The sequence below is a fragment of the Nonomuraea sp. NPDC048882 genome, from assembly GCF_040649755.1.
GTDB lineage: Bacteria > Actinomycetota > Actinomycetes > Streptosporangiales > Streptosporangiaceae > Nonomuraea > Nonomuraea maheshkhaliensis.
Window position 1 is genome coordinate 454,447 of sequence record NZ_JBEZGB010000007.1, and the last position, 23,995, is coordinate 478,441.

Here is a 23,995-nt window from a genome sequence, read left to right on the forward strand (position 1 = left end):
TCCCGAGGAGTGGTTCATGCGCAGAATACTGATGGCGGCCTCACTCGTCGCCCTGCTGCCCTTAGTCAACATGAGCACGGCTCACGCCCAGCAGCCCCCGGACCGGCAGCAGGCCTTCGCGGCCGCCGCCAAGGAGTTCCAGGTGCCCGAGAGCGTGCTGCTGGGCGTCTCCTACCTTGAGTCCCGGTGGGACGCCCACGCCGGCCGGCCCTCCAGCGACGCCGGGTTCGGGCCCATGCACCTGACCGACGCCGCCGCCTTCACCTCGTCCAACCATCATGACGAGGGCGAGGAGGACGCCCGCGGCGACGACACCCGCCCCCTCGCACCCCCGGCCGAGCGACCGGCGCCGGCCGAGATCCCGGCCTCGCTGCGGACCATGGAACGCGCCGCCGCCCTGACCGGCGAGAGCCACGAGCGGCTGCGTACCGACGACGCCGCCAACATCCGCGGCGGCGCCGCGCTGCTTGCCGACTACCAGAAGGCGCTCGGCGCGCCGCTGAGCGCCGACCCCGGCCAGTGGTACGGCGCCGTGGCGAAGTACTCCGGCGCCGAGGAGTCGGGGGCGGCCAAGTTCTTCGCCGACGAGGTCTTCGCCACGATCAAGGAAGGGGCCGCGCGGACGACCGACGACGGCCAGCAGGTCGCCCTTCCGGCCGTGCCGGGCCTGAAGAAGATCGAGAAGTGGCTGGAGAAGCTCGGCCTGCGCCCGCCGGTGCGCCCCGACGGCATCGAGTGCCCGGCCTCGATCTCCTGTGAGTGGATCCCGTCCGCGTACCAGGAGCTGCCGAACGACGACTACGGGCACTACGACCTGGCGAACCGGCCGTCCAGCCAGAAGGTCGAATACATCATCATCCACGACATGGAGGGATATTTCCTGCCCTCCATCCGCCTCAACCAGGACCCCAACTACGGCGCCAGCTGGCACTACTCCGTCCGCTCGTCCGACGGCCACATCGCCCAGCACATCAAGACCAAGGACGTCGCCTGGCAGGCCGGCAACTGGTACGTCAACGCCAAGTCCATCGGCATCGAGCACGAGGGCTTCCTGGCCGAGGGCAGCACCTGGTTCACCGAGGCGATGTACCGCTCGTCCGCCCGTCTGGTCCGCTACCTGGCGCTGCGGCACGGCGTGCCGCTGGACCGCGCCCACATCCTGGGCCACGACAACGTCCCCGGCACCCTGCCGACGACCGTGCGCGGCATGCACGAGGACCCGGGCCCGTTCTGGGACTGGGCGCACTACTTCCAGCTCATGGGCGCGCCGCTGCACGCGTTCGGCGGCCCCAGGGCCGGCTCGGTCATGATCAAGCCGGACTTCGCCACGAACAAGCCGCACTTCTACGGCTGTGACCGCCAGAACCCGGAGGCGGACTGTCCGCCGACCAGCGCCCACACCGTCTGGCTGCGTACCGAGCCGCGCGAGGACGCGCCGCTGATCAAGGACATCGGCAAGCACCCGACCGGCGACTCCCTTTACAGCGTCTACGACCACAGTGCCCGCGCCAGCACCGGCCAGCGCTTCGCCGTGGCCGAGCGCCAGGGCGACTGGACAGCCATCTGGTACCTCGGGCAGAAGGCGTGGTTCCACAACCCGAGGAGCGCTCCGACCGCCGTCCCGTCGATGGGGCTGGTGGTCACGCCGAAGCCGGGCAAGGCGACGGTGCCGGTGTTCGGCCGGGCCTACCCGGAGGAGTCGGCCTATCCGGAGGGCATCCCGTACCAGGCGGTGACGCCGCTGCAGTACACGTTCTCGGCGGGCGAGAAGTACACGCTCGCCGGCCAGGCGGCCACCGAGTACTACCGCGCGGTCACCTTCAACCTGGAGGACCACAAGGTGGTGCGGGGCAAGACGAAGTACCTGCAGATCCAGTTCGGCCACCGCGTGATGTTCGTCAAGGCTGACGACGTGCGGGTGACGTTCTCCGGGTGAACTCCTTGACGGCGCGCCTGGTGCTCGCGAGCGCCTCCTGAGAGGAGTCGAACGTACGCTGGGCGACGCCGACGAACACGCAGTCGACGACGAGGAGCTGGCTGATCCTGCTGGCCAGGGCGCCGGGACGGAACTCCGTCTCGCGCCCAGCCGAGATCAGCACGTGTTCGGCCAGCTCCGCGATGGACGAGCGGGGGTTGTTGGTGATCGCGACCGTGGTGGCCCCGGCCTCCTTGGCCCGGCTCAGCGGCTCGATCACGTCGGGGGTCTCGCCTGAGGTGCTGATGCCGATGGCCACGTCGCCGTCCTTGAGCAGCACGGCGCTGGTCAGCGCCAGGTGCGCGTCCTGGAAGGCGTGGCTGGACAGGCCGATGCGCAGCAGCTTCTGGGCGACGTCCTCGGCCACCAGCCCGGAGGCGCCGACCCCGTAGGCGTCGATCCGCCGGGCGCCGACGATGGCGTCGACGACCAGGCCGAGCCGTTCGGAGGTGAGCTGGGCGACGGTGTCGTTGATCGCCTCGGACTCGGCCCTGGCCACCTTCTGGATGACCTCCGACAGCGGGTCGTCGGGCGCGAGGTCGCCGGGCACCAGCCGGTCCGGCTGCGCGGCGGCTGCGGCTAAGGCCAGCCTGAGCTGCGGATATCCGGCGAAGCCGAGCAACCGGGCGGTGCGCACGATCGTCGCCTCACTCGTGCCGGAGGCGGCGGAGAGCTCGGTGATGGTGCTCCTCGCCACCGTCGCGGGGTCTTCCAGAATGAGGCGGGCCACGGTCTGGGCGGCTGGCGTCAGCGACGGCAGCACACCGCGAACCGTGGCCACCAGAGTGTCGGCCCGCAGGCCGTTCCCGCTGTCGTCCACCCTGTGATTATGCCGCTTGTCAGCGCAATGTTCCGTTCGTCATGCCCGCCGGTTCCTCGGGCACGGTGATCAGGCCCAGCTCGGCCGGTGTGGCCAGCAGCGGGTGGTGCGGGACGACTCGCACGGTGTAACCGAACGCGCCCGTACGGTCGAGCGGCACCGCGCCGGTGTAGTGGGCCCGCCCGTCGTCCTCGACCGACGAGACCGACAGCGTGGAGTAGACCGGGTGCACCAGCTCGTCGTGCGGCCCGACCTTGCCGTAAGCGGCCTGGACCAGCACGTCACTGGGCTCCAGGTCGCCGAGCGCGATGGTGGCGTGCAGCTCGATCGAGGCTCCGACCTCCGGGGTGTCGCCCACGCCGGCCGCCTCGACGTGCTCGACCCGCACGCCCGGCCAGGCCCGGTTCACCCGGACCCGCCAGGCGGCGAACGCCTTGGCCGGCGCGTAGGAGTCGGCGCTGAGCGCGCGGGCGGAGGCGGCGGCCGGGTTGTAGAGCGTCACCACGTAGTCGCGCAGCATCCGCCCGGCCAGCACCTTGGGCCCGAGCGAGGCCAGCGTGTGCTTGACCATCTCCATCCACCGGCGCGGCAGGCCGTCGGGGCCGCGGTCGTAGAAGCGGTCGGACACCTCGTGCTCGATCAGGTCGTAGAGGGCGGAGGCCTCCAGCTCGTCACGCCGGTCGGGGTTGGCCACCCCGTCGGCGGTGGGGATGGCCCAGCCGTTGGTGCCGTCGTACCACTCGTCCCACCAGCCGTCGCGGATCGACAGGTTGAGCCCGCCGTTCAGCGCGGACTTCATCCCCGACGTGCCGGAGGCCTCCAGCGGGCGCAGCGGGTTGTTCAGCCAGACGTCGCAGCCCTGCACCATGAGCTGGCCGAGGGTCATGTCGTAGTCGGGCAGGAAGACGATGCGGTGGCGGACGTCCTGCCGGTCGGCGAACTTGATGATCTGCTGGATCAGCTTCTTGCCGCCCTCGTCGGCCGGGTGAGCCTTGCCGGCGATCACGATCTGCACGGGTTTGTCGGGATCGAGCAGCAGCTCGGTGAGCCGTGCGGGATCGCGCAGCATGAGCGTGAGCCGCTTGTACGAGGGCACCCGCCGGGCGAACCCGATCGTCAGCACGTCGGGGTCGAGCGTGTCGTCGATCCAGCCGAGCTCGGCGTCGGAGGCCCCGCGCTCGCGCCACGACCTGCGCAGGCGTACCCGGGCGCCCTCGACCAGCCGCTTGCGCAGCGTGCCGCGGATCTGCCAGATGTCGGCGTCGGAGATCTTCTGGATGTGCTCCCAGCCGCGCGCCCGCTCCAGCAGGGAGGGCAGCTCGCGCCCGGCCAGCTCCATGAACTCCCTGCCGACCCAGGTCGGCGCGTGCACGCCGTTGGTGATCGAGCCGATCGGCACCTCGTCCAGGTCGAATCCCGGCCAAAGATCTTTGAACATGTCACGGCTGACCTCGCCGTGCAGCACGGAGACGCCGTTGACGCGCTGGGCCAGCCGCATGCCCATGACCGCCATGTTGAACCGGCTGGGGTCGGGCTCCTTGCCCAGCGCCAGGATCCGCTCGACCGGCACGGTCGGCCAGGCGCCCGCCCCGCCGAAGTGCCGCTCGATCATGTCGATCGGGAAGCGGTCGATGCCCGCGGGGACCGGGGTGTGGGTGGTGAACACCGTGCCGGCGCGCACCGCCTCAAGCGCCTCGTCGAACGACATCCGCGCCTCGGTGAGCTCGCGGATGCGCTCCAGGCCGAGGAAGCCGGCGTGGCCCTCGTTGGTGTGGAAGACCTCGGGCTCGGCGTGGCCGGTGATCTTGCAGTAGGCCCTGATCGCGCGTACGCCGCCGACCCCGAGCAGCAGCTCCTGCATGAGCCGGTGGTCGGTGCCGCCGCCGTAGAGGCGGTCGGTGATGTCTCTGGCCGCCGCGTCGTTCTCGGCCACGTCGGAGTCGAGCAGCAGCAGCGGCACCCGGCCGACCTGGGCCACCCACACCTGGGCGTGCAGATCGCGCTCGTCGGGCAGGCCGAGGCGGATCTTGACCGGCGTGCCCTCGGCGTCCTTCAGCAGGGTCAGCGGCAGGCCGCCCGCGTCGAGCGACGGGTAGTGCTCCAGCTGCCAGCCCTCGGGCGACAGGGACTGGGTGAAGTAGCCGTGGCGGTAGAGCAGGCCCACCGCGAGGATCGGCACGCCGAGGTCGCTGGCGGCCTTGAGGTGGTCTCCGGCCAGGATGCCGAGGCCCCCGGAGTACTGCGGCAGCGCGGCGGCGATGCCGTACTCGGGAGAGAAGTAGGCGATGGCCCGCGCGCTGTCGGGCAGCGTCTGGTACCAGCGCGGAGAGGTCATGTATTCGCGCAGATCGTCCGCGGCGTCGGCGAGGCGGCGCAGGAAGCGCCGATCGGCCGCGAGCTCGCTCAGCCTGGCCGGGCTGACGGCGCCGAGCAGGGCCACGGGATCGTGGCCGACCTGTTCCCACAGGTCGGCGTCGACCTCCGCGAAGAGGTCCATCGTCTCGGGGTGCCATGACCACCGCAGATTCTGGACAAGCTCGCCGAGGGCGGCCAGCTCCGCGGGCAGGACGGTGCGGACGGTAAACCGGCGGATAGCTCTCACGTTTCTGCACCCTACGGGCTAGGAGGGACCTCTGAGTCCTTCACCCCCATCAAGCCCCTTCAAACCCCTTCCGGGAACAAGCATGAAGAGGGACTATTGGGGCAACTTTCCAGGTTGTTGGACCTTCCCGCAGACACACAAGGGAGGTCTATCCGCTGCTGTCCACAATTTATCTGCAAGGATCGTTCCTGCCAGGGAAAGCCTCCGGCGGTACCGGGAGTGCCGCCGCAAACCCTTGAATGCGATGATCGGACGAATTCCCATCACGGACATCTCCCCCGTCGTCGACTGCGGGCAATGGCCCGCGAAGGCGGTCGCCGGCGAGACCTTCCAGGTCTCGGCGACCGTGTTCAGAGAGGGCCACGACGCCGTGGCGTCGGGCGTGGTGCTGACCTCGCCCGACGGGCAGCGCGGGCGCCTGAGACCCATGCGCGAGCTCGCGCCGGGCACCGATCGCTGGGGTGTCGACGTGTGCCTGCCGGCCGAGGGCGACTGGCTGTTCCGCGTGGAGGCTTGGAGTGATCCGATCGGCACGTGGCTGCATGACGCCGAGATCAAGATCCCGCGCGGCATGGACGTCGATCTCATGTGCGAGGAGGGCGCCCGGCTGTTCGAGCGGGCGGCCAAGGCCGTGCGGCCCGCCGACTGCGCGGGCGGGCAGGTCGCCCCGGCCGGCAAGGCCGCGCGTGACGGCCGGAGCAGGCAGAACGGCAACGGCGCCACCAACTGCGGCCACCGTGCGGCGCTGCTGTCGATCTCCGCGACGCTGCGTGACGAGGACCTGGACCCCCGGGCAAGGCTGTCGATCGTCCAGCTGCCCGAGACCGCGGCGTTGCTGGAGGCGCATCCGTTCCGCGAGCTGGTGACCAGGTCGAAGTCCCACAAGATCAGGGTGGACCGGCGCAGGGCGCTCTTCGGCTCCTGGTACGAGTTCTTCCCTAGGTCAGAAGGGGCGGTGGTGAACGAGCACGGTATCTCCAAGTCCGGAAATTTCCAGACAGCTGCCAAGCGGCTGCCCGCCATCGCCAAGATGGGCTTCGACGTCGTCTACCTGCCGCCCATCCACCCGATCGGCACGACGTACCGCAAGGGGCGCAACAACACGCTCAGCCCCGAGCCCGACGAGCCCGGCTCTCCCTGGGCGATCGGCTCCGAGGACGGCGGGCACGACGCCGTGCATCCCGATCTGGGCACGCTCGACGACTTCGACGTGTTCGTCGCCCGCACCCGTGAGCTGGGCATGGAGATCGCGCTCGACTTCGCCCTGCAGTGCTCTCCCGACCACCCGTGGGTCAAGGAGCACCCCGAGTGGTTCACGGTCAGGGCGGACGGCTCGATCGCGTACGCCGAGAACCCGCCGAAGAAATATCAGGACATCTACCCGATCAACTTCGACAAGGACCCCGAGGGGATCTACAACGAGGTCAAGCGGGTGCTGCGGCACTGGATGGACCACGGGGTGCGCATCTTCCGGGTGGACAACCCGCACACCAAGCCCGTGGCCTTCTGGGAGCGGCTGCTGGCGGACGTCCACCGCACCGACCCCGACGTGATCTTCCTGTCGGAGGCGTTCACCCGGCCGGCGATGATGCGCATGCTCGCCAAGACCGGCTATCACCAGTCATATACATATTTTACCTGGAAAAACACCAAGCACGACGTGGAGAGCTACCTCACGGAGCTCGCCCAGGAGACGTCGAGTTACCTGCGGCCCAACCTGTTCGTCAACACTCCGGACATTCTCCACGAATACCTGCAACACGGCGGCGTCCCGGCGTTCAAGATCAGAGCGGTGCTAGCCGCGCTCGCCTCGCCCGCCTGGGGCGTCTATTCCGGGTACGAGCTCGGGGAGCACGTACCGGTGCGCCCGGGAAGCGAGGAATATCTGGATAGCGAGAAGTATCAATACAAACCCCGCGATTGGGTGACAGCTGAGCGCGAAGGATGGAGCCTCGCCCCCTTCATCACCCATCTGAATTTGTTCCGAAGAGCGCATCCGGCGCTGCAAGAATTGCGTAACCTACGGTTCCACAGGGTCGACCAACCGGACATCGTCTGCTTCTCGAAACGACTTCCCGGCGCCTATGATCCGGCCACACGAAGGCACGGCCTGGGCGACGTCGTTCTGGCGGTCATCAATCTGGATCCGCACCACACCCACGAGGCGACGGTGGATCTGGACCTGCCCGCCATAGGTCTCGACTGGAACGTGGAGTTCGTCGTCGACGACGAACTCTCCGGAGAGTCCTACCGCTGGAGGCAGCGTAACTATGTACGCCTCGACCCCCATATCCAGCCTGCCCACATTCTCACCGTACGAGCCGCGCCACGGTAAGAACTGAATTCAGCGGGGAGTCTTCAACGTGTGTGATAGCGCCTCCGTCATGAGCCACCTGCGGGGCGGCTCATGAGCTCCACACCCATTCCCAACACCTTTGACGAGGAAAAGCCGCGCGACCCCTACTGGTACAAGCGGGCGGTTTTCTACGAGGTCCTGATCAGGGGTTTCGCCGACTCCAACGGCGACGGGACCGGCGACATCAGAGGTCTCATCAGCAAGCTCGACTATCTGCAGTGGCTGGGCGTGGACTGCCTCTGGCTGCTGCCGCTCTACGAGTCGCCGCTGCGCGACGGCGGATACGACATCGCCGACTTCATGAAGATCCTGCCCGAGTTCGGCGACCTCGGGGACTTCGTGAAACTGGTCGACGAGGCCCACAAGCGCGGCATGCGCGTCATCGCCGACCTCGTCATGAACCACACCAGCGACGCCCATCCCTGGTTCCAGGCGTCCCGGCACGACCCCGAAGGCCCGTACGGCGACTTCTACGTCTGGTCGTCCACGGATGAGAAGTACCAGGACGCCCGGATCATCTTCATCGACACCGAGACGTCCAACTGGACCTACGACCCCGTCCGCGGCCAGTACTACTGGCACCGCTTCTTCCACCACCAGCCGGACCTCAACTACGAGAACCCGGACGTACAGGAGGCCATGCTGGAGGTGCTGCGCTTCTGGCTGGACCTGGGCATCGACGGGTTCCGGCTGGACGCGGTCCCCTACCTCTTCGAGGAGGAGGGCACCAACTGCGAGAACCTGCCGCGCACGCACGAATACCTCAAGTCGATCCGGTCGGAGGTCGACCGGCTGTTCCCCGACCGCGTGCTGCTGGCCGAGGCGAACCAGTGGCCGTCGGACGTGGTGGAGTATTTCGGCGATCCGGTCGGCGGCGGGGACGAATGCCACATGGCCTTCCATTTCCCGCTTATGCCTCGCATCTTCATGGCCGTCCGCCGGGAATCGCGCTACCCCATTTCCGAAATTTTGGCACAAACGCCGAAAATTCCGGAAAACTGCCAGTGGGGGATCTTCCTCCGTAACCATGATGAGCTGACGCTCGAAATGGTCACGGACGAAGAACGCGACTACATGTACACCGAATACGCCAAAGACCCCCGCATGCGGGCCAATGTCGGCATCCGCCGCCGCCTCGCGCCCCTGCTGGAGAACGACCGCAACCAGATCGAGCTCTTCACCGCCCTGCTCCTGTCGCTGCCCGGATCCCCCGTGCTCTACTACGGCGACGAGATCGGCATGGGCGACAACATCTGGCTCGGCGACCGCGACGGCGTGCGTACGCCCATGCAGTGGGACCCCGACCGCAACGCGGGCTTCTCCGACTGCGACCCCGGCCGGCTCTATCTGCCGGTCATCATGGACCCGATCTACGGCTACCAGGGCATCAACGTCGAGGCCCAGCAGAAGAACGCGGGCTCGCTGCTGCACTGGACCCGGCGCATGATCGAGATCCGCAAGCGCCACCCCGTCTTCGGGCTGGGCGGTTACGCGGAGCTCAACTCCTCCAACCCGAGCGTGCTCGCCTTCGTCAGGGAGCTGGGCGACGACCGGATGCTCTGCGTGAACAACCTGTCACGATTCCCGCAACCCGTCGAACTCGACCTGCGGAGGTTTGTGGGCGTATCCCCTGTGGAAACCATGGGGGGCGTACCATTTCCGGCAATTGGCGAACTTCCGTATCTTTTGACGCTTCCCGGGCATGGGTTCTATTGGTTCACACTCCCGCCGGCCATCACCCAGGAGGAGTAGGACGTGCTTGAGGAGCTCCTTGCCGCATGGATCGGCCGCCAGCGTTGGTTCGGCGGCAAGGGGCGCCCGATCGACCAGTTGTCGATCGACTCCGACGTCGAGCTGTCGCCCGGGCTGCGACATCTGATCATCGCCGTGTGGCAGGAGGGCTCGCGCGACCGCTATCAGGTGCTGCTGGGCGAGCGGAACGAGATGCCCGACCGCCTCAACCACGCCCTCATCGGCACCATCGGCGAGTCCTACCTCTACGACGCCGTTCACGACTCCGACCGCATGGGCCTGCTCCTCGACGGCATGGCCCACGACGAGACGCGCGGCGGCCTGCGCATGCGCCCCGTGCCCGGCGTCACCATCGACATCTCCCCGCGCAGCGTGGTGCTGGGGGCCGAGCAGTCCAACACGTCGCTCGTGTACGGGGACGCCTACATCTGCAAGCTCTTCCGCCGGCTCATCCCCGGGGTCAACCCGGAGCTGGAGATCATCACCGCCCTGGCCGCCAGGAACGCCCCGCACATCGCGCGCCCGTACGGCTGGATCGAGACCGACCTCGACGGCACGGGCACCACGCTGGCGATCATGCAGGAGTTCCTCTCCCCCGCCAACGACGGCTGGGACCTGGCCCTGACCAGCGTCCGCGACCTGTACGCCAGCCTGCCCCAGGTGCCGGCCAGCGAGGCGGGCGGGAACTTCGCCGCGGAGTCGCGCCGGCTCGGCACGGCCACCGCGCGCGTGCACCACGAGCTGGCCGAGGCCTTCCCCACGGACGTGATCGAGGTGCACGAGGTCAAGCGGATGGCCGAGTCGTTCCGGCGGCGGCTCGGACTGTCCGTGGCCGAGGTGCCCCAGTTGCGCGAGCACGTGAGCTTCATCGAGCAGGTCTACCACCAGGTGGAGCTGCTCACCAGCGCGGTGCCCGTGCAGCGGGTTCACGGCGACTACCACCTCGGCCAGGTCATGCGCACGCCCACCGACTGGGTGATCCTGGACTTCGAGGGCGAACCGGGCCAGCCGCTGAACGAGCGCCGGGCGCTGTACTCGCCGCTGCGTGACGTGGCGGGGATGCTGCGCTCGTTCGACTACGCGGCCAGGCACCTGCTGGCCGGGCACTCCCAGGCCGCGGAGCTGGAGCCCCGGGCCCAGGAGTGGGCCGACCGCAACCGGGCCGCCTTCCTGGACGGGTACGTCGAGGGTGGCGGTGTGATCAACCATGCGGACGCCGCGTTGTTGCGGGCGTTCGAGCTGTCCAAGGCGGTGTACGAGGTCGTGTACGAGGCCCGCAACCGCCCCTCGTGGCTGCCGATCCCGCTCGCCGCCTTCCGCCCCCGCACGTTCTGAGGCCCCGGGCCTTGACGATTTGACGCCCAGGTCAGGCCCGGCACCTGGAGTGGTGCGCCGCGTGCGCGATCAGAGCTCTTCTCTTCAGAGCTCTTCTCTTCAGAGCTCTTCGATCAGGCCGGACAGGCCCTCGTTCCCCAGCCCCCGGGCGGTGCGCTGGTCGATGACGGTCTTCAGCGGCAGCAGCAGGTCCGGCTTGACGCCCTGCTCGCGGAAGGCGCGGACCAGGTTCTCCAGGCCCGCCCGGTTGATCTCCAGGTTGGACACCTCCGTGCTGTGGTCGCCCGACTCGAAGCTGTCGACCCAGGTGGCCTGCTGGGCGACCATCGCGTTCAGCCACGGGGTCAGCAGCGTGGTGACGAAGTCGCGCAGCGGCAGCCCGGCGGACCTCACCAGGGCGGCGGCCTCCAGGAAACCGGCGATCTGGCCGTACATGCCGGTCAGCATGGCCATGTCGAGCAGCAGCGCCGACTCGGGGTCCGTACCCGTGAACCGAGGCTCGGCCACGACCGACAGCACCGGCTCGTACCGGTCGTAGATCGTACGGGAGCCGCTGTAGAGGATGAGCGCGCCCGGCTTGGCGATCATCGGGGGGACGGCCATGATGGCGCCGCCCAGATAGTCGCCGCCGCGCTCGGCCACCCACTCCGCGGTCTGCCTGGCCTCGACGGGGCGGCCGGTGGTGAGGTTCACCACGGCCCGGCCCGCCAGCGGCGTGCCGTCCAGGGTCTGCGTGACCGACGCGTGGTCGAGCAGGCAGACGATCACCAGAGTGCTCGCCCCCACGGCCTTGTCCGGGATGTCCGCGTAGACGGCGCCCTCGGCGACCAGGGGCTCGGCCTTGGAGGGGGTGCGGTTCCAGACGGTGACGTGGTGGCCGGCGGCCAGGAGGCTGCTGGCGAGGGCGGTACCCATGAGTCCGAGACCGAGAAAGGAGATATTTTCCGACATTTCAGCGTTCCTTATGGAAGGGGAGAGACGGATCCCCCTGCGGATTGGGAGATGCGTCCCACTCTGGTGGTGGGCGGTTATGGTCGGGTTCTGGCTTGGTTATGTCGGTTGTGGAGAGGCGGCGGATGCGGTTCGGGGTGCTGGGGCCGCTCGTGGTGCGGACCCCGGACGGGCGGCCGGTCCACGTGCCGGAGGTCAAGGTCCGGGCGCTGCTGGCCGTGCTCCTCATCCACGCCGGCCGGCCCGTCTCCGCCGACCGGCTGATCGAGGACCTCTGGAACGGCCGCCCGCCCGCCGGGGCCGCCGCCGCGCTGCGGGTCAAGGTCTCGCAACTGCGCCGGGCTCTGGGCGAACGGGAGCTGGTGGCGTACCGGGCGCCTGGTTACGTGCTGCGTGCCGAGCCCGAGTCCGTGGACGCCGGTCGCTTCGAGTCGCTGCTCGGGCGCGCCCAGCGCACGAACGACCTGGAGGTACGCGCCTCGCTGCTGCGCAAGGCCCTCGGGCTGTGGCGCGGCGGGGCGTACGCGGAGTTCGCCGACGAGCCGTTCGCCCGCGCGGCCGTCGCCCGGCTGGACGAACAACGACTGGTGGCCGAGGAAGAGCTGGCCGAGACCCGGCTGGCGCTCGGCGAACACGGCCTGCTCGCCGCCGACCTGGCCGCCCTCGTCGCCGCTCATCCACTGCGGGAACGGCTCCGCGCCGCCCACGTACGGGCGCTCTACCTGGCCGGACGGCAGAGCGAGGCCCTGGCGAGCCACCGGGAGTTGCGGCGGCTGCTGGCGGATGAGCTGGGGCTCGACCCAGGGCCTGAGCTGACCGCGCTGCACCAGTCGATCCTGTCGCGAGACCCGGCCCTCGCAGCGCCCTCCGCCCGGCCCCGCACGAACCTCCCCGCGCCACTGACCCGCCTGGTGGGACGCGACGAGGCGGTGACCGAGGTACGAGCACTGCTACGGACCAACCGCCTCGTCACCCTCACCGGCCCAGGAGGCGTCGGCAAAACCCGCCTCGCCCTGGCCGCCGCCGATCCCGGCATCGATCCCGGCATCGATCCCGGCATCGATCCCCGCGTCGGGCCCGGTACCGGGCCCAGCGCCGGCTCCCGCTTCACCATGGCGGCCAAGCGCTTGGACGGCGGCGACTCCGACGGCGAGGGCTCCGATGGCACGGTCTTCAACAGCGGGGGCTTCGACGGTGGGGTGTGGCTGGTGGAGCTGGCCTCGCTCGGGGCCGGGGCGGGGGTCGTCGAGGTGGCCGAGGCGATCGCCGACGTGCTGGGCGTGCGTGACGACGCCCCCGGCGGCATCCTCGACCGCCTCCCCGGCACCCTGCGGTCCGGAAGGACGCTGCTGGTGCTGGACAACTGCGAGCACGTGGTCGAACAGGTGGCGGCGCTGGCCGACCGCCTCCTGCGGGCCGCCCCCGGACTGCGCATCCTCGCCACCAGCCAGGAGTCACTGCGGATCGAGGGCGAGGCCCTGTGGAGCGTGCCGCCACTCGACCGCGCGGCCGCCATCGAACTCTTCACCACCCGAGCCGGCCTCAAGACCCCCACCACAACCCCCACAAGGACCGTTGCGGGGGTCGATGCTTATGTGGCGGAGATTTGTGCGCGGTTGGATGGTATTCCGCTGGCTCTGGAGCTGGCCGCCACCAGGATGCGGGCGCTGACCCCACAGCAGCTCGCCGAGCGGCTCGACGACCGCTTCCGCCTGCTCGCCTCCGGACTGCGCGGCGCTCCGGCCAGGCAGCAGACGTTGCGGGCGATGATCGACTGGAGCTGGGAGCTGCTGTCGGACGCCGAGCGGGTGGTGCTGCGGCGGCTGTCCGTGCACGCCGACGGCTGCACGCTGGAGGCGGCCGAGGAGGTCTGCGCCGAGCCGGGCCTGGACGTGCTCGGTCTGCTGGCCCGCCTGGTCGATCGCTCGCTGGTGACCCGCGTCCCCGCCCAGCAGCCGGGTCACGGGCCGGCGGGTGAGGGGGCGGAGCCTCGCTACCGGCTGCTGGAGTCGGTGGCCGCCTACTGCCAGGAGCGGCTGGAAAAGGCCGGTGAGCTGACCGCCGTACGACTCAGGCACCTCCGCTACTACACCGCCCTGGCCGTCCGGCTGGAGCCGCGCCTGCGCGGACCCGAGCAGTGCGGCGCACTCGTACGGCTGGACGCCGAGGCCGCGAATCTCAGGACGGCACTGGAGACGGCGGTACGCGAGGGCATCCCCGGCGAAGCGCTCCGGCTGGTGAACTCCATGGCCTGGTACTGGGTGCTGCGCGGCAGACTGGGTGAAGGTCGTAGGGCCTTGGAGTCGGCCCTGTCCGTGGCGCGTCCCGGTGATCAGGGAGCGGGAGCGGCTGAGGCCGAGGTGTGGCTTACTGGGTTTCAGCTGTTGGCGGGGCGGCTCGTGTCCCTGGATCGGGAGTGGTTCGCGGCGATCGACGACCCGCGCAGGCGGGCCGCCGCGCGGTGGTTCGCGGGGTTCGCGCTGCTCGGTTACGAGGACGCGGCGGCCAGCGAGGCGCTGCTGGCGGCGGCGCTGGCGGAGTTTCGCGAGCTGGACGACACCTGGGGCACGGCCGCCGCGCTGACCGTGCTGGCCCGTCACTCCGCGTTGCGCGGCGATCTGACCGGGCTGCGCGAGCACGCAGAGCAGGGGCTGGCGCTGTTCAGGCGGGCCGGTGACCGGTGGGGCGAGCTGCGGGCGGCGGAGAACCTGGCGATGCTGGCCGAGATCACCGGCGACTACGACCGGGCCATGGCGCTGCGCCGGGAGATCCTGGGCATGGCAGAAGAGCTGGAGCTGTGGAGCTCGGTGTCGGACGCGCTGTCCCGGCTGGGCCGCATCGCGATGCTGACCGGCGACCACGCGCGGGCCGACGACTACCACGAACGGGCGCGGCTGCTGGCCGTGGCGCAGTCGAACCGGCCGGCCGAGGAGTTCGCCGAGCTGGGCCTGGCGCTGGGGGCGCGCAGGCAGGGACGGCTGGACGAGGCGGAGCGGCGGCTGCGTGCCTGGCTGGGCTGGGTCGAGGACGTGAACGGCGATCCCGGCGCTGCGCTGATCCTGGCCGAGCTGGGGTTCGTCGCCGAACAGCGCGGCGACGCGGCGGGCGCACTGGACCTGCAACGCCAGGGTCTGGCGGTGGCCCGCAGGGTGGGCGATCCGCGGGCCATCGCCCTGGCTCTGGAGGGCATGGCGGGCGCACTGGTGCTCGGCGGGCAACACGAGGAGGCCGGGCGGTTGCTGGGCGAGGCGGCTGCCATGAGGGAGTCGGTCGGAGCGCCGCTGCCGCCCGGTGAGCGGGGCGACGTGGAGCGCATCACGGCGGCGGTGGAGCAGGCTTCCCGGAGCGAACGCCTTCACCAACGCGCGATGGGCGCAGACATAGAGCCTCACACTCTGCTCGGCGATGGGCCGGGCAAAGAGCGGGGAAAGGATCTATAGACCGCTTCGGCATCGTCCTGTAATAAACCCGCGATTTCGCACTTCCGGTGATTGTCGCGGTGAAAGCGGGCAGTGCCTGGGATGGACGGTCATCTTAGGGCAGGGTTGGGAGCATGCCGATGAGGACAGAGCTCGACCGCCTGGCGGGCGGGGCGCACCACGATCCGCACTCCGTGCTCGGAGCGCACCCCGTGTCCGGCGGGGTGGTCTTCCGTACGCTGCGGCCACTGGCGGAACGCGTACGGGTGGTGCTGGACGACGGCTCTGCCCATGACATGAAGCACCAGGCCCACGGCGTGTTCGAGGTGACGGTCCCGGGGCTGGACAAGGTGCCCGACTACCGGTTCAGCGTCCAGTACGCCGGCGGGCAGCCGTACGAGGTGCTCGATCCCTATCGGCACTGGCCCACGCTGGGCGAGGTCGACCTGCACCTCATCGGTGAGGGGCGGCACGAGCGGCTGTGGGAGGCGCTCGGCGCGCGGGTGATGGAGCACCAGGACGTCGACGGCACCGCGTTCGCCGTCTGGGCGCCGAACGCGCGCGGCATCAGGATCGTCGGCGACTTCAACCACTGGGACGGCACCGCCTACCCCATGCGCTCGCTGGGCCGGTCGGGGGTGTGGGAGCTGTTCGTGCCGGGGCTGGGCGCGGGTCAGCGGTACAAGTACCAGGTCCTGGGCGCCGACGGCGTATGGCGGGACAAGGCCGACCCGATGGCCAGGCGGACCGAGGTGCCGCCGCTGACGGCCTCGGTGATCGACAAGTCGGACTACAGCTGGCAGGACGACGCCTGGATGGTCGAGCGGCGTAAGGCGCAGCCGCAGACGGGGCCGATGAGCGTCTACGAGGTGCACCTGGGCTCGTGGCGGCCCGGGCTGTCGTACGTGGAGCTGGCCGACCAGTTGTCCGAGTACGTCGCCGACCTGGGCTTCACCCACGTGGAGCTGCTGCCGGTGGCCGAGCACCCGTTCGGCGGGTCGTGGGGCTACCAGGTGACGTCCTATTACGCGCCGACGGCCAGGTTCGGCACGCCTGACGAGTTCCGCCACTTCGTGGACCGCCTGCACCAGCGCGGCATCGGCGTGCTGCTGGACTGGGTGCCGGCCCACTTCCCGATGGACGAATGGGCGCTGGCCCGTTTCGACGGCACCCCGCTCTACGAGCACGCCGACCCGGCCAGGGGCGAGCACCCCGACTGGGGCACCTACGTGTTCGACTTCGGCCGCAGGGAGGTACGCAACTTCCTGGTCGCCAACGCCCTGTTCTGGCTGAAGGAGTTCCACGTCGACGGGCTGCGGGTGGACGCGGTGGCCTCGATGCTCTACCTGGACTACTCGCGGCGCGAGGGCGAGTGGACGCCCAACGTGTACGGCGGCAGGGAGAACCTCGACGCGGTCGAGTTCCTCAAGGAGATGAACTCGGTCTGCTACCGGGAGGCTCCGGGCATCTCGACCGTGGCCGAGGAGTCGACGGCCTGGCCGGGAGTCTCGCGGCCGGTGCACCTGGGCGGGCTCGGGTTCGGCTTCAAGTGGAACATGGGCTGGATGCACGACACGCTCGAATACCTGCGCCACGAGCCGGTCTTCCGCCAGTACCACCACCATCAGCTGACGTTCTCGCTGCTGTACGCCTACTCCGAGAACTACGTGCTGCCGCTGTCGCACGACGAGGTCGTCCACGGCAAGGGCTCGCTGCTGGGCAAGATGCCGGGCGACGAATGGCAGCGGTTCGCGCAGTTGCGGGCGCTGCTGGCGTTCATGTGGGCGCATCCGGGCAAGCAGCTGCTGTTCATGGGCGGCGAGTTCGGCCAGGGCTCGGAGTGGTCGGAGGAGCGCGGGCTGGACTGGTGGGTGCTGGAGTTCGACGGGCACCAGGGGGTGCAGCGGCTGGTCCGCGACCTCAACCGGCTCTACCGCGAGACGCCCGCCCTGTGGGAGCAGGACTCCAGGCCTGAGGGGTTCCGGTGGATCGACGCCGACGACGCCTCGGGCAACACGTTCTCATTCGTCCGTTATGCGAACGACGGCTCGGCGGTGGCGTGCGTGGTGAACTTCAGCGGCGGGCCGCACGAGAACTACAAGCTCGGGCTCCCGTACGGCGGGCGGTGGTCGGAGGCGGTCAATACCGACGCCTACGACTACTGGGGCAGCGGCGTCGGCAACATGGGGACGGTCGAGGCCACGGAGGAGCCGTGGCACGGCCTGCCCTGCTCCGCCACGCTGCGGGTGCCTCCGCTGGGCGCGGTGTGGCTCACCCACGAGGGGCCGGGCTGAGCGTCTGCGGGCTGAACGTCTGCGGGCTGGGCGGTTTCGGGCTGAACGTTTGAGGTGCGGCGGCTGAAAGTTCCGTGAGAAACCGGCCTAGGGGCCTGTGCGTGTCGGGCAAATCGCCCTAAACTCCGAGATCATCCCCCTCGGAGGACGCGTGCGATTCCGCCCCTTGATCGTGAGTTCGATCGTCCTGGCCCTGCTGCCGCTGTCGGCTCCGGCCTACGCGGAGGACCCGACGCTCATCCCCACGCCGGGCACGTCCCAGACGCCGACGCCACCGGCCGAGGAGCCCCCTCCGGCCGAGACGACGCCAGCGGAGACCCCACCGGCCGAGGCGCCGCCGGCCGAGACGACGCCGACCGAGGAGCCGTCCGGTCCCGAGAGCAAGGTGGAGGCGGGCTTAGGCGTGGACGGCGGCACCGAACGGGCCATCGTCGAGCTCACCGACCCCGCCGAGAACGCCCCCGTCGCCACCCAGGCCGCGGCCGAGAACGTGGACGTGGTGCTGCAGCCGCTGAGCCAGTCGTTCATGGTCGTCGAGGGCACGGCGGAGGAGCTGGCCAAGCTGGCCGAGGACCCCCGGGTCTCCTCCATCCACCGCGACCGTACGTACCTGCCGGCCGACGTCACTCCCAACCTGTCGCTGATCGGCGCCGACCAGGCGCACGCGAAGAGCTTCACCGGCGCCGGCCAGGCGGTGGCCGTGCTGGACACCGGCATCGACCCGGACCACCCGTGGTTCGCCGGCCGGATCGTGGCACAGGCGTGTTTCTCCGCCACCGAGGAGGCCGGTGTCGAGTCGCTCTGTCCGAACGGGCAGAACAAGCAGACCGACGGCGCGGCGGCCGACGCCACCACGCCGAAGTGCCTGGCCGGAACGGTGAACATGTGCGACCACGGCTCCCACGTGGCGGGCATCGCGGCCGGCACCGGCGGCGTGGCGCCCGGCGCGAACATCGTGGCGGTGCAGGTGTTCAGCCGGATCAACGACGAGGAGCTCTGCGGCGAGCCGTCGTGCCTGATGGCGTACGAGTCGTCGCTGCGCGAGGCGCTGGACTACGTCGGGACGCTGAACCAGCCGATCGCCGCGGTCAACCTCAGCCTGGGCGGCATGCTGTACGAGTCGAACTGCGACGGGACCGAGGAGGGCGCGGTCTTCAAGGAGAAGATCGACGCGCTGCTGGCCAAGAACATCGCGACCGTGGTGGCCGCGGGCAACGAGTTCTTCGACGGCGTCTCCCACCCGGCCTGCGTCTCCTCGGCGGTGGCCGTCGGCGCCAACGACAACTCCGACGCCGTCGCCGACTTCTCCAACCGGGGCCCGCTGCTCGACCTGTTCGCGCCCGGCGTGGACATCGAGTCGTCGGTGCCGGACAACGCCACGACCGTCTACAGCGGCACCTCGATGGCGACCCCGCACGTGGCCGGCGCGCTGGCGCTGATGAAGGCGGCCACGCCGGACGTCCCGATGGCCGAGCTGATCGAGAAGCTGAAGAGCACGGGCCGCCCGTACGTGTACGACTCCAACGGCGCCCAGGTCACCACGCCGCGCCTGGACCTGGCGGCGGCCCTGGCCGGGACGGCGCAGCAGCCGCCCATCACGCAGTCCCCGACGCAACCGGGCCCCGGCGACACCAGCGGCCCCAGCCCCGAGCCGGATGACTCGTCGAACCCCGACCCGGGCACCGAGCCTGAGCCCGAGCCCACGTCGTCGGTCAGCCCGGTCCCGCTGCCGACGGTCACGGTCACGGTGACCGTCACCCACACGGCGTCACCGGTGTCCGCGGTGTGCACGCGCGGCACGGCGGCCAAGAAGCTGACGGCCAAGAAATGGGCGATCGAGCTGCACCGCAGCACCGGCTCCATCCCCGACGCCACGCTCACCTGCTACCTGAAGCTGATCGCCAAGTCCAGCAAGGTCTTCCCCGAGCTGACGAAGGCGTCGTCGCTGGGCAAGGCGTACCGCGTACTGAAGAGCGGCAAGACCGGCAAGGCCAAGCTCGACGGCGCGCTGCTGACAGCCTGGCTGAACTGGGCACACGGCACGAACGGCACCACGTCGCTGACGGCCGGCGAGAAGGTGCGGCTCAGCGCCAAGCCGTCCGCGGCGGCGCTGAAGAAGGCGACGAAGAACGTCCTCAAATCAGTGAAATAAGCGATAACTCCGGAGAGGGCCGGTCGAATCTGACCGGCCCTCTCTCGTCTCGCTCTTTAAGGCAAAAAAGCCTCCAACGTTTCTCTGGGCTACATACGTCACTGACATCACACTTGTCACACGGGGGGATGTAAACGGCTGTACGCAGCCGGAAGCCGGAAAAATGCTTCACGGCTCCAGCCCCGGGAGGAAAAAGTGAGGCTAAGGTCTCTGCTCACTGGCGTCCTGACGCTGTCCGTGACATCAGCCGTGCTCTGGACCGCTCCGGCCCTGCAAGCCGACTCCGCCGACACCGGCGACCCGATCATCAGCCCTGCGCTCGTCTCGGAGATCCAGAAGAAGAACAAGGTCCGCTCCATCATCCAGCTCAAACCAGGCCAAAGCGTCCAGGCCGTGGCCAATGACCTGGAGATGGCCTCGGAGGGCGGCCGGGTGCTGGAGGCGGCGCAGTCGCCGCACTTCTTCGTGGCCGAGGTGGACGACAGGACGCTGGCCAAGCTGAAGAAGGACAACCGGGTCAAGGCCGTCTACAAGGACGAGCTGAGCGCGCCCAACCTCGACGTGAGCACCACCGTGATCCGCTCGGACCGGGCCAACCAGGCCGGCTGGAACGGCACCGGCACCACGGTCGCGGTGCTCGACACCGGGATCGACCGCGACCACCCGTTCTTCGCCGGCCGGATCGCGGACGAGGCGTGCTTCTCCTCCTCCGATGCGAGTGACGGCACGGTCTCGCTCTGCCCGAACAACCAGCCCAGCCAGACCGGGCCGGGCGCGGCCGACGTCGAGACGCCGCAGTGCACCGTGGACGGCGCGAACGTCTGCTCGCACGGGACGCACGTGGCGGGCATCGCGGCCGGCCGGCTGACCACGGGAGCGCCGGCCAACGGCGTCGCCCCCGAGGCCCGCCTGCTGCCCATCCAGGTCTTCAGCCGCGTGGACGACCCGCTGACCTGCGGCGTCGGCGGCGGCCCCACGCCGTGCTTCCTCAGCTACACCTCGGACCAGAAGCTGGCGCTCGAATACGTGGCCAGGGTGGCGCGGACGCACAACGTCGCGGCGGTGAACATGAGCCTCGGGGGCGGGCGGGCGTACGCGGAGGCGTGCGACACCGATCCGAGCGCGGGGGCGGTCAAGCCGGAGTTCGACGCGCTGGTGGGCCTGGGCGTGGCCCCGGTGGTGGCGGCGGGCAACAGCGGCTGGGAGAACGGCGTCTCCGCGCCCGCCTGCGTCTCGACCGCGATCACGGTCGGCGCCACGGACGACTCCGACGCGCTCGCCTCGTTCACCAACCGGGGGCCGCTGCTCGACCTGTTCGCGCCCGGGGTGGCCATCCGCTCCTCGGTGCCCGACGACGCGTACGGCGACAAGAACGGCACCTCGATGGCCGCGCCGCACGTGGCGGGGGCGTTCGCGCTGATGCGGCAGGCGTTCCCGAACAACACGGTCGAGCAGAGCCTGCAGCGGCTGCGCGACACCGGCGCCCAGATCCGGTTCAACGCCGCGGGCACCCAGGTGACCACGGCGCGCATCGACGTGGAGCGGGCCACCGCCGGCGCCACCCCCGCCACCAACCCGCAGGCCTGATCACGCGCCTTCCTGGGCCGGGCGGGACGACCGTCCGGCCTTTCGCGTGAAAACCCACCTTTCCCTCTGACCCCACAAGTCGAATTACTACACTTCTCCCGACAACTCCCCCCGAACCCCTCCGGAGGAACGGTTGAGACTCTCGTCTCTGCTGGCCGGCGCCATCGCGCTGGCCGCCACCTCGGCGACGCTCATCGCGACGCCCGCCCTGGCCGACCCCGAGTCCAAGATCGACCCCGCGATCACCGCGAGCGGCGAGCACCGCGCCATCGTGCACGTGACCCGGGCCGCCCAGGTGCAGGCGGTGCAGTCCAGCGCCGAGGCGGTCAAGCGGGACAGGAAGAACGTGGAGGCCCAGCCACCCTCCGAGATCGCCGCCAAGCTCGACTTCTTCGTCTACCGCGGCACCCGCGCCGAGCTGGAGCAGATCGCCGGGCAGTCGGACGTCGTCTCGATCCGCAGGGACAAGCTCAACGAGCCCACGCTGGTGCAGAGCATCCCGCTGATCGGCGCGGACCGGGCGCGGCGCTCCGGTTTCACCGGCAAGGGCACCGCCGTGGCCATCCTGGACTCCGGCATCGACAACGACCACCCCGCCTTCGGCGACCGCATCGTGGCCCAGGCGTGCTTCTCGGCCGCCGACCCCGTCGACGGCTCCACCCCGCTGTGCCCGAACGGCAGCCAGTTCCAGATCGGCGACGGCGCGGCCGACGCGGAGAGCACCGCGTGCACGACGGGCGCCCCGCAGCCGCAGTACGGCCTGTGCTACCACGGCACCCACGTGGCCGGCATCGCGGCCGGTCAGCGGACGGCCGAGTTCGCCGCCGACGGCGTCGCCCCCAAGGCCAGGATCGTGCCGGTCCAGGTGTTCAGCCGCTTCGACAACTCCCCCTACTGCGCCGGACGCCCCGTCTGCATCCTGGCCTACGACTCCTCCATCCTGACCGGCATGGCCTACGCCGACCTGCTGGCCGACCAGTACAAGATCGCCGCGGTCAACCTGAGCCTGGGCGGCGGCAAGTACGACGTGGCCTGCGACGAGGGCGACGGGGCCGACTTCAAGGCCGAGGTGGACAAGCTCATGGCCAAGGGCGCCGCGACGGTCGTGGCCTCGGGCAACGACGGCTTCGACGACTCGGTGTCGTGGCCCGCGTGCGTCTCGAACACGGTCGCGGTGGGCGCCACGGACAAGCAGGACGCGGTGGCGGCCTTCTCCAACAGGGGCGCGCTGCTGGACGTGTTCGCGCCGGGCGTCGCGATCACCGCGGCCATCGCCGGGGACACGTACGCGTCGCTGAACGGCACCTCGATGGCCACCCCGCACGTCACGGGCGCGCTGGCGGTGCTGCGCCAGAAGCGGCGCACCGCCTCGGTGGACCAGCTCGTGTCCGCGCTGCGGCGCACGGGCAAGCCGATCGCCTACACCAGCGCCGGCACGGAGGTCACCACGCCGCGGATCGACGTCTGGGCGGCACTGCGCGACAGGTAGTCACCGCCGGCCCGGCGCGGGCGCTCCCCCGCGCCGGGCCGGGGCCCGCTCTCGTACGATGAGGGCGTGCACGGCCTCCTCCGCTCCGTGTGGGACGAGCCCCGTCCGCCCGGCGCCCCGCGCAGGGTGTGGCGCGACTGGGCGCTCGTCGGGCTGTTCGCGCTGGCCATCGTGCTCGAAGGCATCCTGCGGACGGACCTGCTGTGGCGGCCGCTCTCGATCGTCTATCCGCTGGTCATGCTGCCGACCCTGTTATGGCGGCGCACCCACCCGCTGGCCTGCCTGGCGGTCCCCGTCGTCGTCACGGGCCTGATCCAGAACGTCACCGGCGCCGACCCGGCCGAGATGGGCTCGGTGGCGTACATGGTGATCCTGCTCTACGCGCTGGCCCGGTGGGGGTCCGGCCGGGAGATGACGCTCGGGCTGGGGCTGATCACCGCCGCGGTGACCACGTCCACGCTCACCGGGCAGGTCGCCACGGTCCCCGGGCAGCTCGCCGCCTCCGACATCATCGGCGCCTTCACCGTCGTGTTCGCCGCGTTCGCCCTGGGCGGCGCCTTCCGTTATCGCGCCAGGGCCAGGGCGCGCGAGCTCGATCAGGTCAAACTGCTCGAACGCGAGCAACTGGCCCGCGACCTGCACGACACCGTCGCCCATCACGTCTCGGCCATGGCCATCCGCGCCCAGGCCGGCATCGCGACCGCCGCCACCCATCCGGACGCCGCCATTGACGCGCTGCGCGTGATCGAGGCCGAGGCGTCGCGCACGCTCGCCGAGATGCGGGCCATGGTGCGCGTCCTGCGCCACGACCGGGCGCCGGGAGGCGGGGACATGCCCGAGCTGGCCCCCAACCCCCACCTCGCCGACCTCCAGCAGCTGGCCGGGCGGCCCAAGGTCGGTCCCGCCGTGGAGGTGCTGATCGACGGCGACCTCGACGGCGTGCCCCCTTCGGTGGGCGCCGCCGTCTACCGCATCGCCCAGGAGTCGGTCACCAACGCCCGCCGCCATGCCCGGCACGCCACGAGGATCGAGGTCAGGGTCGCCGCCGACGACGCCTCCGTTCGGCTGCGGGTGAGCGACGACGGCGACAGCACCGCCACCAGGCCCCCGCCCTCGCCCGGGTACGGGCTGCTCGGCATGATCGAACGCGCCGACCTGCTCGGCGGCACCTGCGAGGCCGGTCCCAACCCGGGGCGCGGCTGGACCGTCACCGCCGTCCTGCCCAGGACCCCCAAGCACGACGTCTCCCCGAGGAGCACATGA

At 70.1% G+C, this 23,995-nt stretch carries 13 protein-coding genes; 10 read left to right on the top strand and 3 right to left on the bottom strand.

Annotated features, from left to right (window positions below; translation table 11 throughout):
* Positions 1-16 precede the first annotated feature (16 nt).
* On the top strand, positions 17-1,936 hold the full coding sequence (locus AB0C27_RS26960; RefSeq protein WP_357848654.1) for an N-acetylmuramoyl-L-alanine amidase: 1,920 nt from the start codon (positions 17-19) through the stop codon (positions 1,934-1,936).
* On the opposite strand, the gene AB0C27_RS26965 is transcribed toward AB0C27_RS26960, so the two are convergent.
* Complete coding sequence (locus AB0C27_RS26965; RefSeq protein ID WP_106249441.1) at positions 1,899-2,795, bottom strand: MurR/RpiR family transcriptional regulator; 897 nt, start codon at positions 2,793-2,795, stop codon at positions 1,899-1,901. The genes AB0C27_RS26960 and AB0C27_RS26965 overlap by 38 nt on opposite strands.
* Before the next feature lie 19 nt (positions 2,796-2,814).
* Positions 2,815-5,397, bottom strand: a complete 2,583-nt coding sequence (glgP, locus tag AB0C27_RS26970) for an alpha-glucan family phosphorylase (RefSeq protein WP_357848657.1) — start codon at positions 5,395-5,397, stop codon at positions 2,815-2,817.
* Positions 5,398-5,641: 244 nt separating this feature from the next.
* On the opposite strand from glgP, the gene AB0C27_RS26975 reads away from it, so the two are divergent.
* From AB0C27_RS26975 to AB0C27_RS26985, 3 genes are all read left to right on the top strand, one after another.
* A complete protein-coding gene (locus tag AB0C27_RS26975; RefSeq protein ID WP_357848659.1) occupies positions 5,642-7,732 on the top strand; it encodes an alpha-1,4-glucan--maltose-1-phosphate maltosyltransferase in 2,091 nt (696 codons plus the stop codon).
* Between the two features lie 72 nt (positions 7,733-7,804).
* On the top strand, positions 7,805-9,505 hold the full coding sequence (treS, locus tag AB0C27_RS26980) for a maltose alpha-D-glucosyltransferase (RefSeq protein WP_106249444.1): 1,701 nt from the start codon (positions 7,805-7,807) through the stop codon (positions 9,503-9,505).
* 3 nt (positions 9,506-9,508) lie between these two features.
* Positions 9,509-10,840: a phosphotransferase gene (locus AB0C27_RS26985; RefSeq protein ID WP_357848661.1), complete on the top strand. Its 1,332-nt coding sequence runs from the start codon at positions 9,509-9,511 to the stop codon at positions 10,838-10,840.
* A gap of 99 nt (positions 10,841-10,939) precedes the next feature.
* Here the strand turns inward: AB0C27_RS26985 and AB0C27_RS26990 are convergent, their stop codons facing one another.
* Positions 10,940-11,791, bottom strand: coding sequence for an NAD(P)-binding domain-containing protein (locus AB0C27_RS26990; RefSeq protein ID WP_357848664.1), 852 nt, complete (start codon positions 11,789-11,791; stop codon positions 10,940-10,942).
* Positions 11,792-11,916: 125 nt separating this feature from the next.
* Between AB0C27_RS26990 and AB0C27_RS26995 the strand changes: the two genes are divergently transcribed.
* The 6 genes from AB0C27_RS26995 to AB0C27_RS27020 all read left to right on the top strand — a co-directional run bounded on the left by AB0C27_RS26995 (position 11,917) and on the right by AB0C27_RS27020 (position 23,995).
* On the top strand, positions 11,917-15,231 hold the full coding sequence (locus AB0C27_RS26995) for a BTAD domain-containing putative transcriptional regulator (protein WP_357848667.1): 3,315 nt from the start codon (positions 11,917-11,919) through the stop codon (positions 15,229-15,231).
* Between the two features lie 119 nt (positions 15,232-15,350).
* Entirely contained in the window at positions 15,351-17,504 is a 2,154-nt protein-coding gene (gene glgB, locus AB0C27_RS27000; protein ID WP_357848670.1) for a 1,4-alpha-glucan branching protein GlgB, read from the top strand.
* 172 nt (positions 17,505-17,676) lie between these two features.
* Positions 17,677-19,656 (top strand): S8 family serine peptidase, encoded by a 1,980-nt coding sequence (locus AB0C27_RS27005; protein WP_357848673.1) that lies wholly within the window; start codon positions 17,677-17,679, stop codon positions 19,654-19,656.
* A gap of 195 nt (positions 19,657-19,851) precedes the next feature.
* Positions 19,852-21,243, top strand: coding sequence for a S8 family serine peptidase (locus AB0C27_RS27010; RefSeq protein ID WP_357848676.1), 1,392 nt, complete (start codon positions 19,852-19,854; stop codon positions 21,241-21,243).
* A gap of 133 nt (positions 21,244-21,376) precedes the next feature.
* The gene (locus tag AB0C27_RS27015) at positions 21,377-22,732 is read left to right on the top strand and encodes a S8 family serine peptidase (protein ID WP_357848679.1); all 1,356 of its coding nucleotides are present in this window, start codon (positions 21,377-21,379) and stop codon (positions 22,730-22,732) included.
* 66 nt (positions 22,733-22,798) lie between these two features.
* Entirely contained in the window at positions 22,799-23,995 is a 1,197-nt protein-coding gene (locus AB0C27_RS27020; RefSeq protein ID WP_357848682.1) for a histidine kinase, read from the top strand.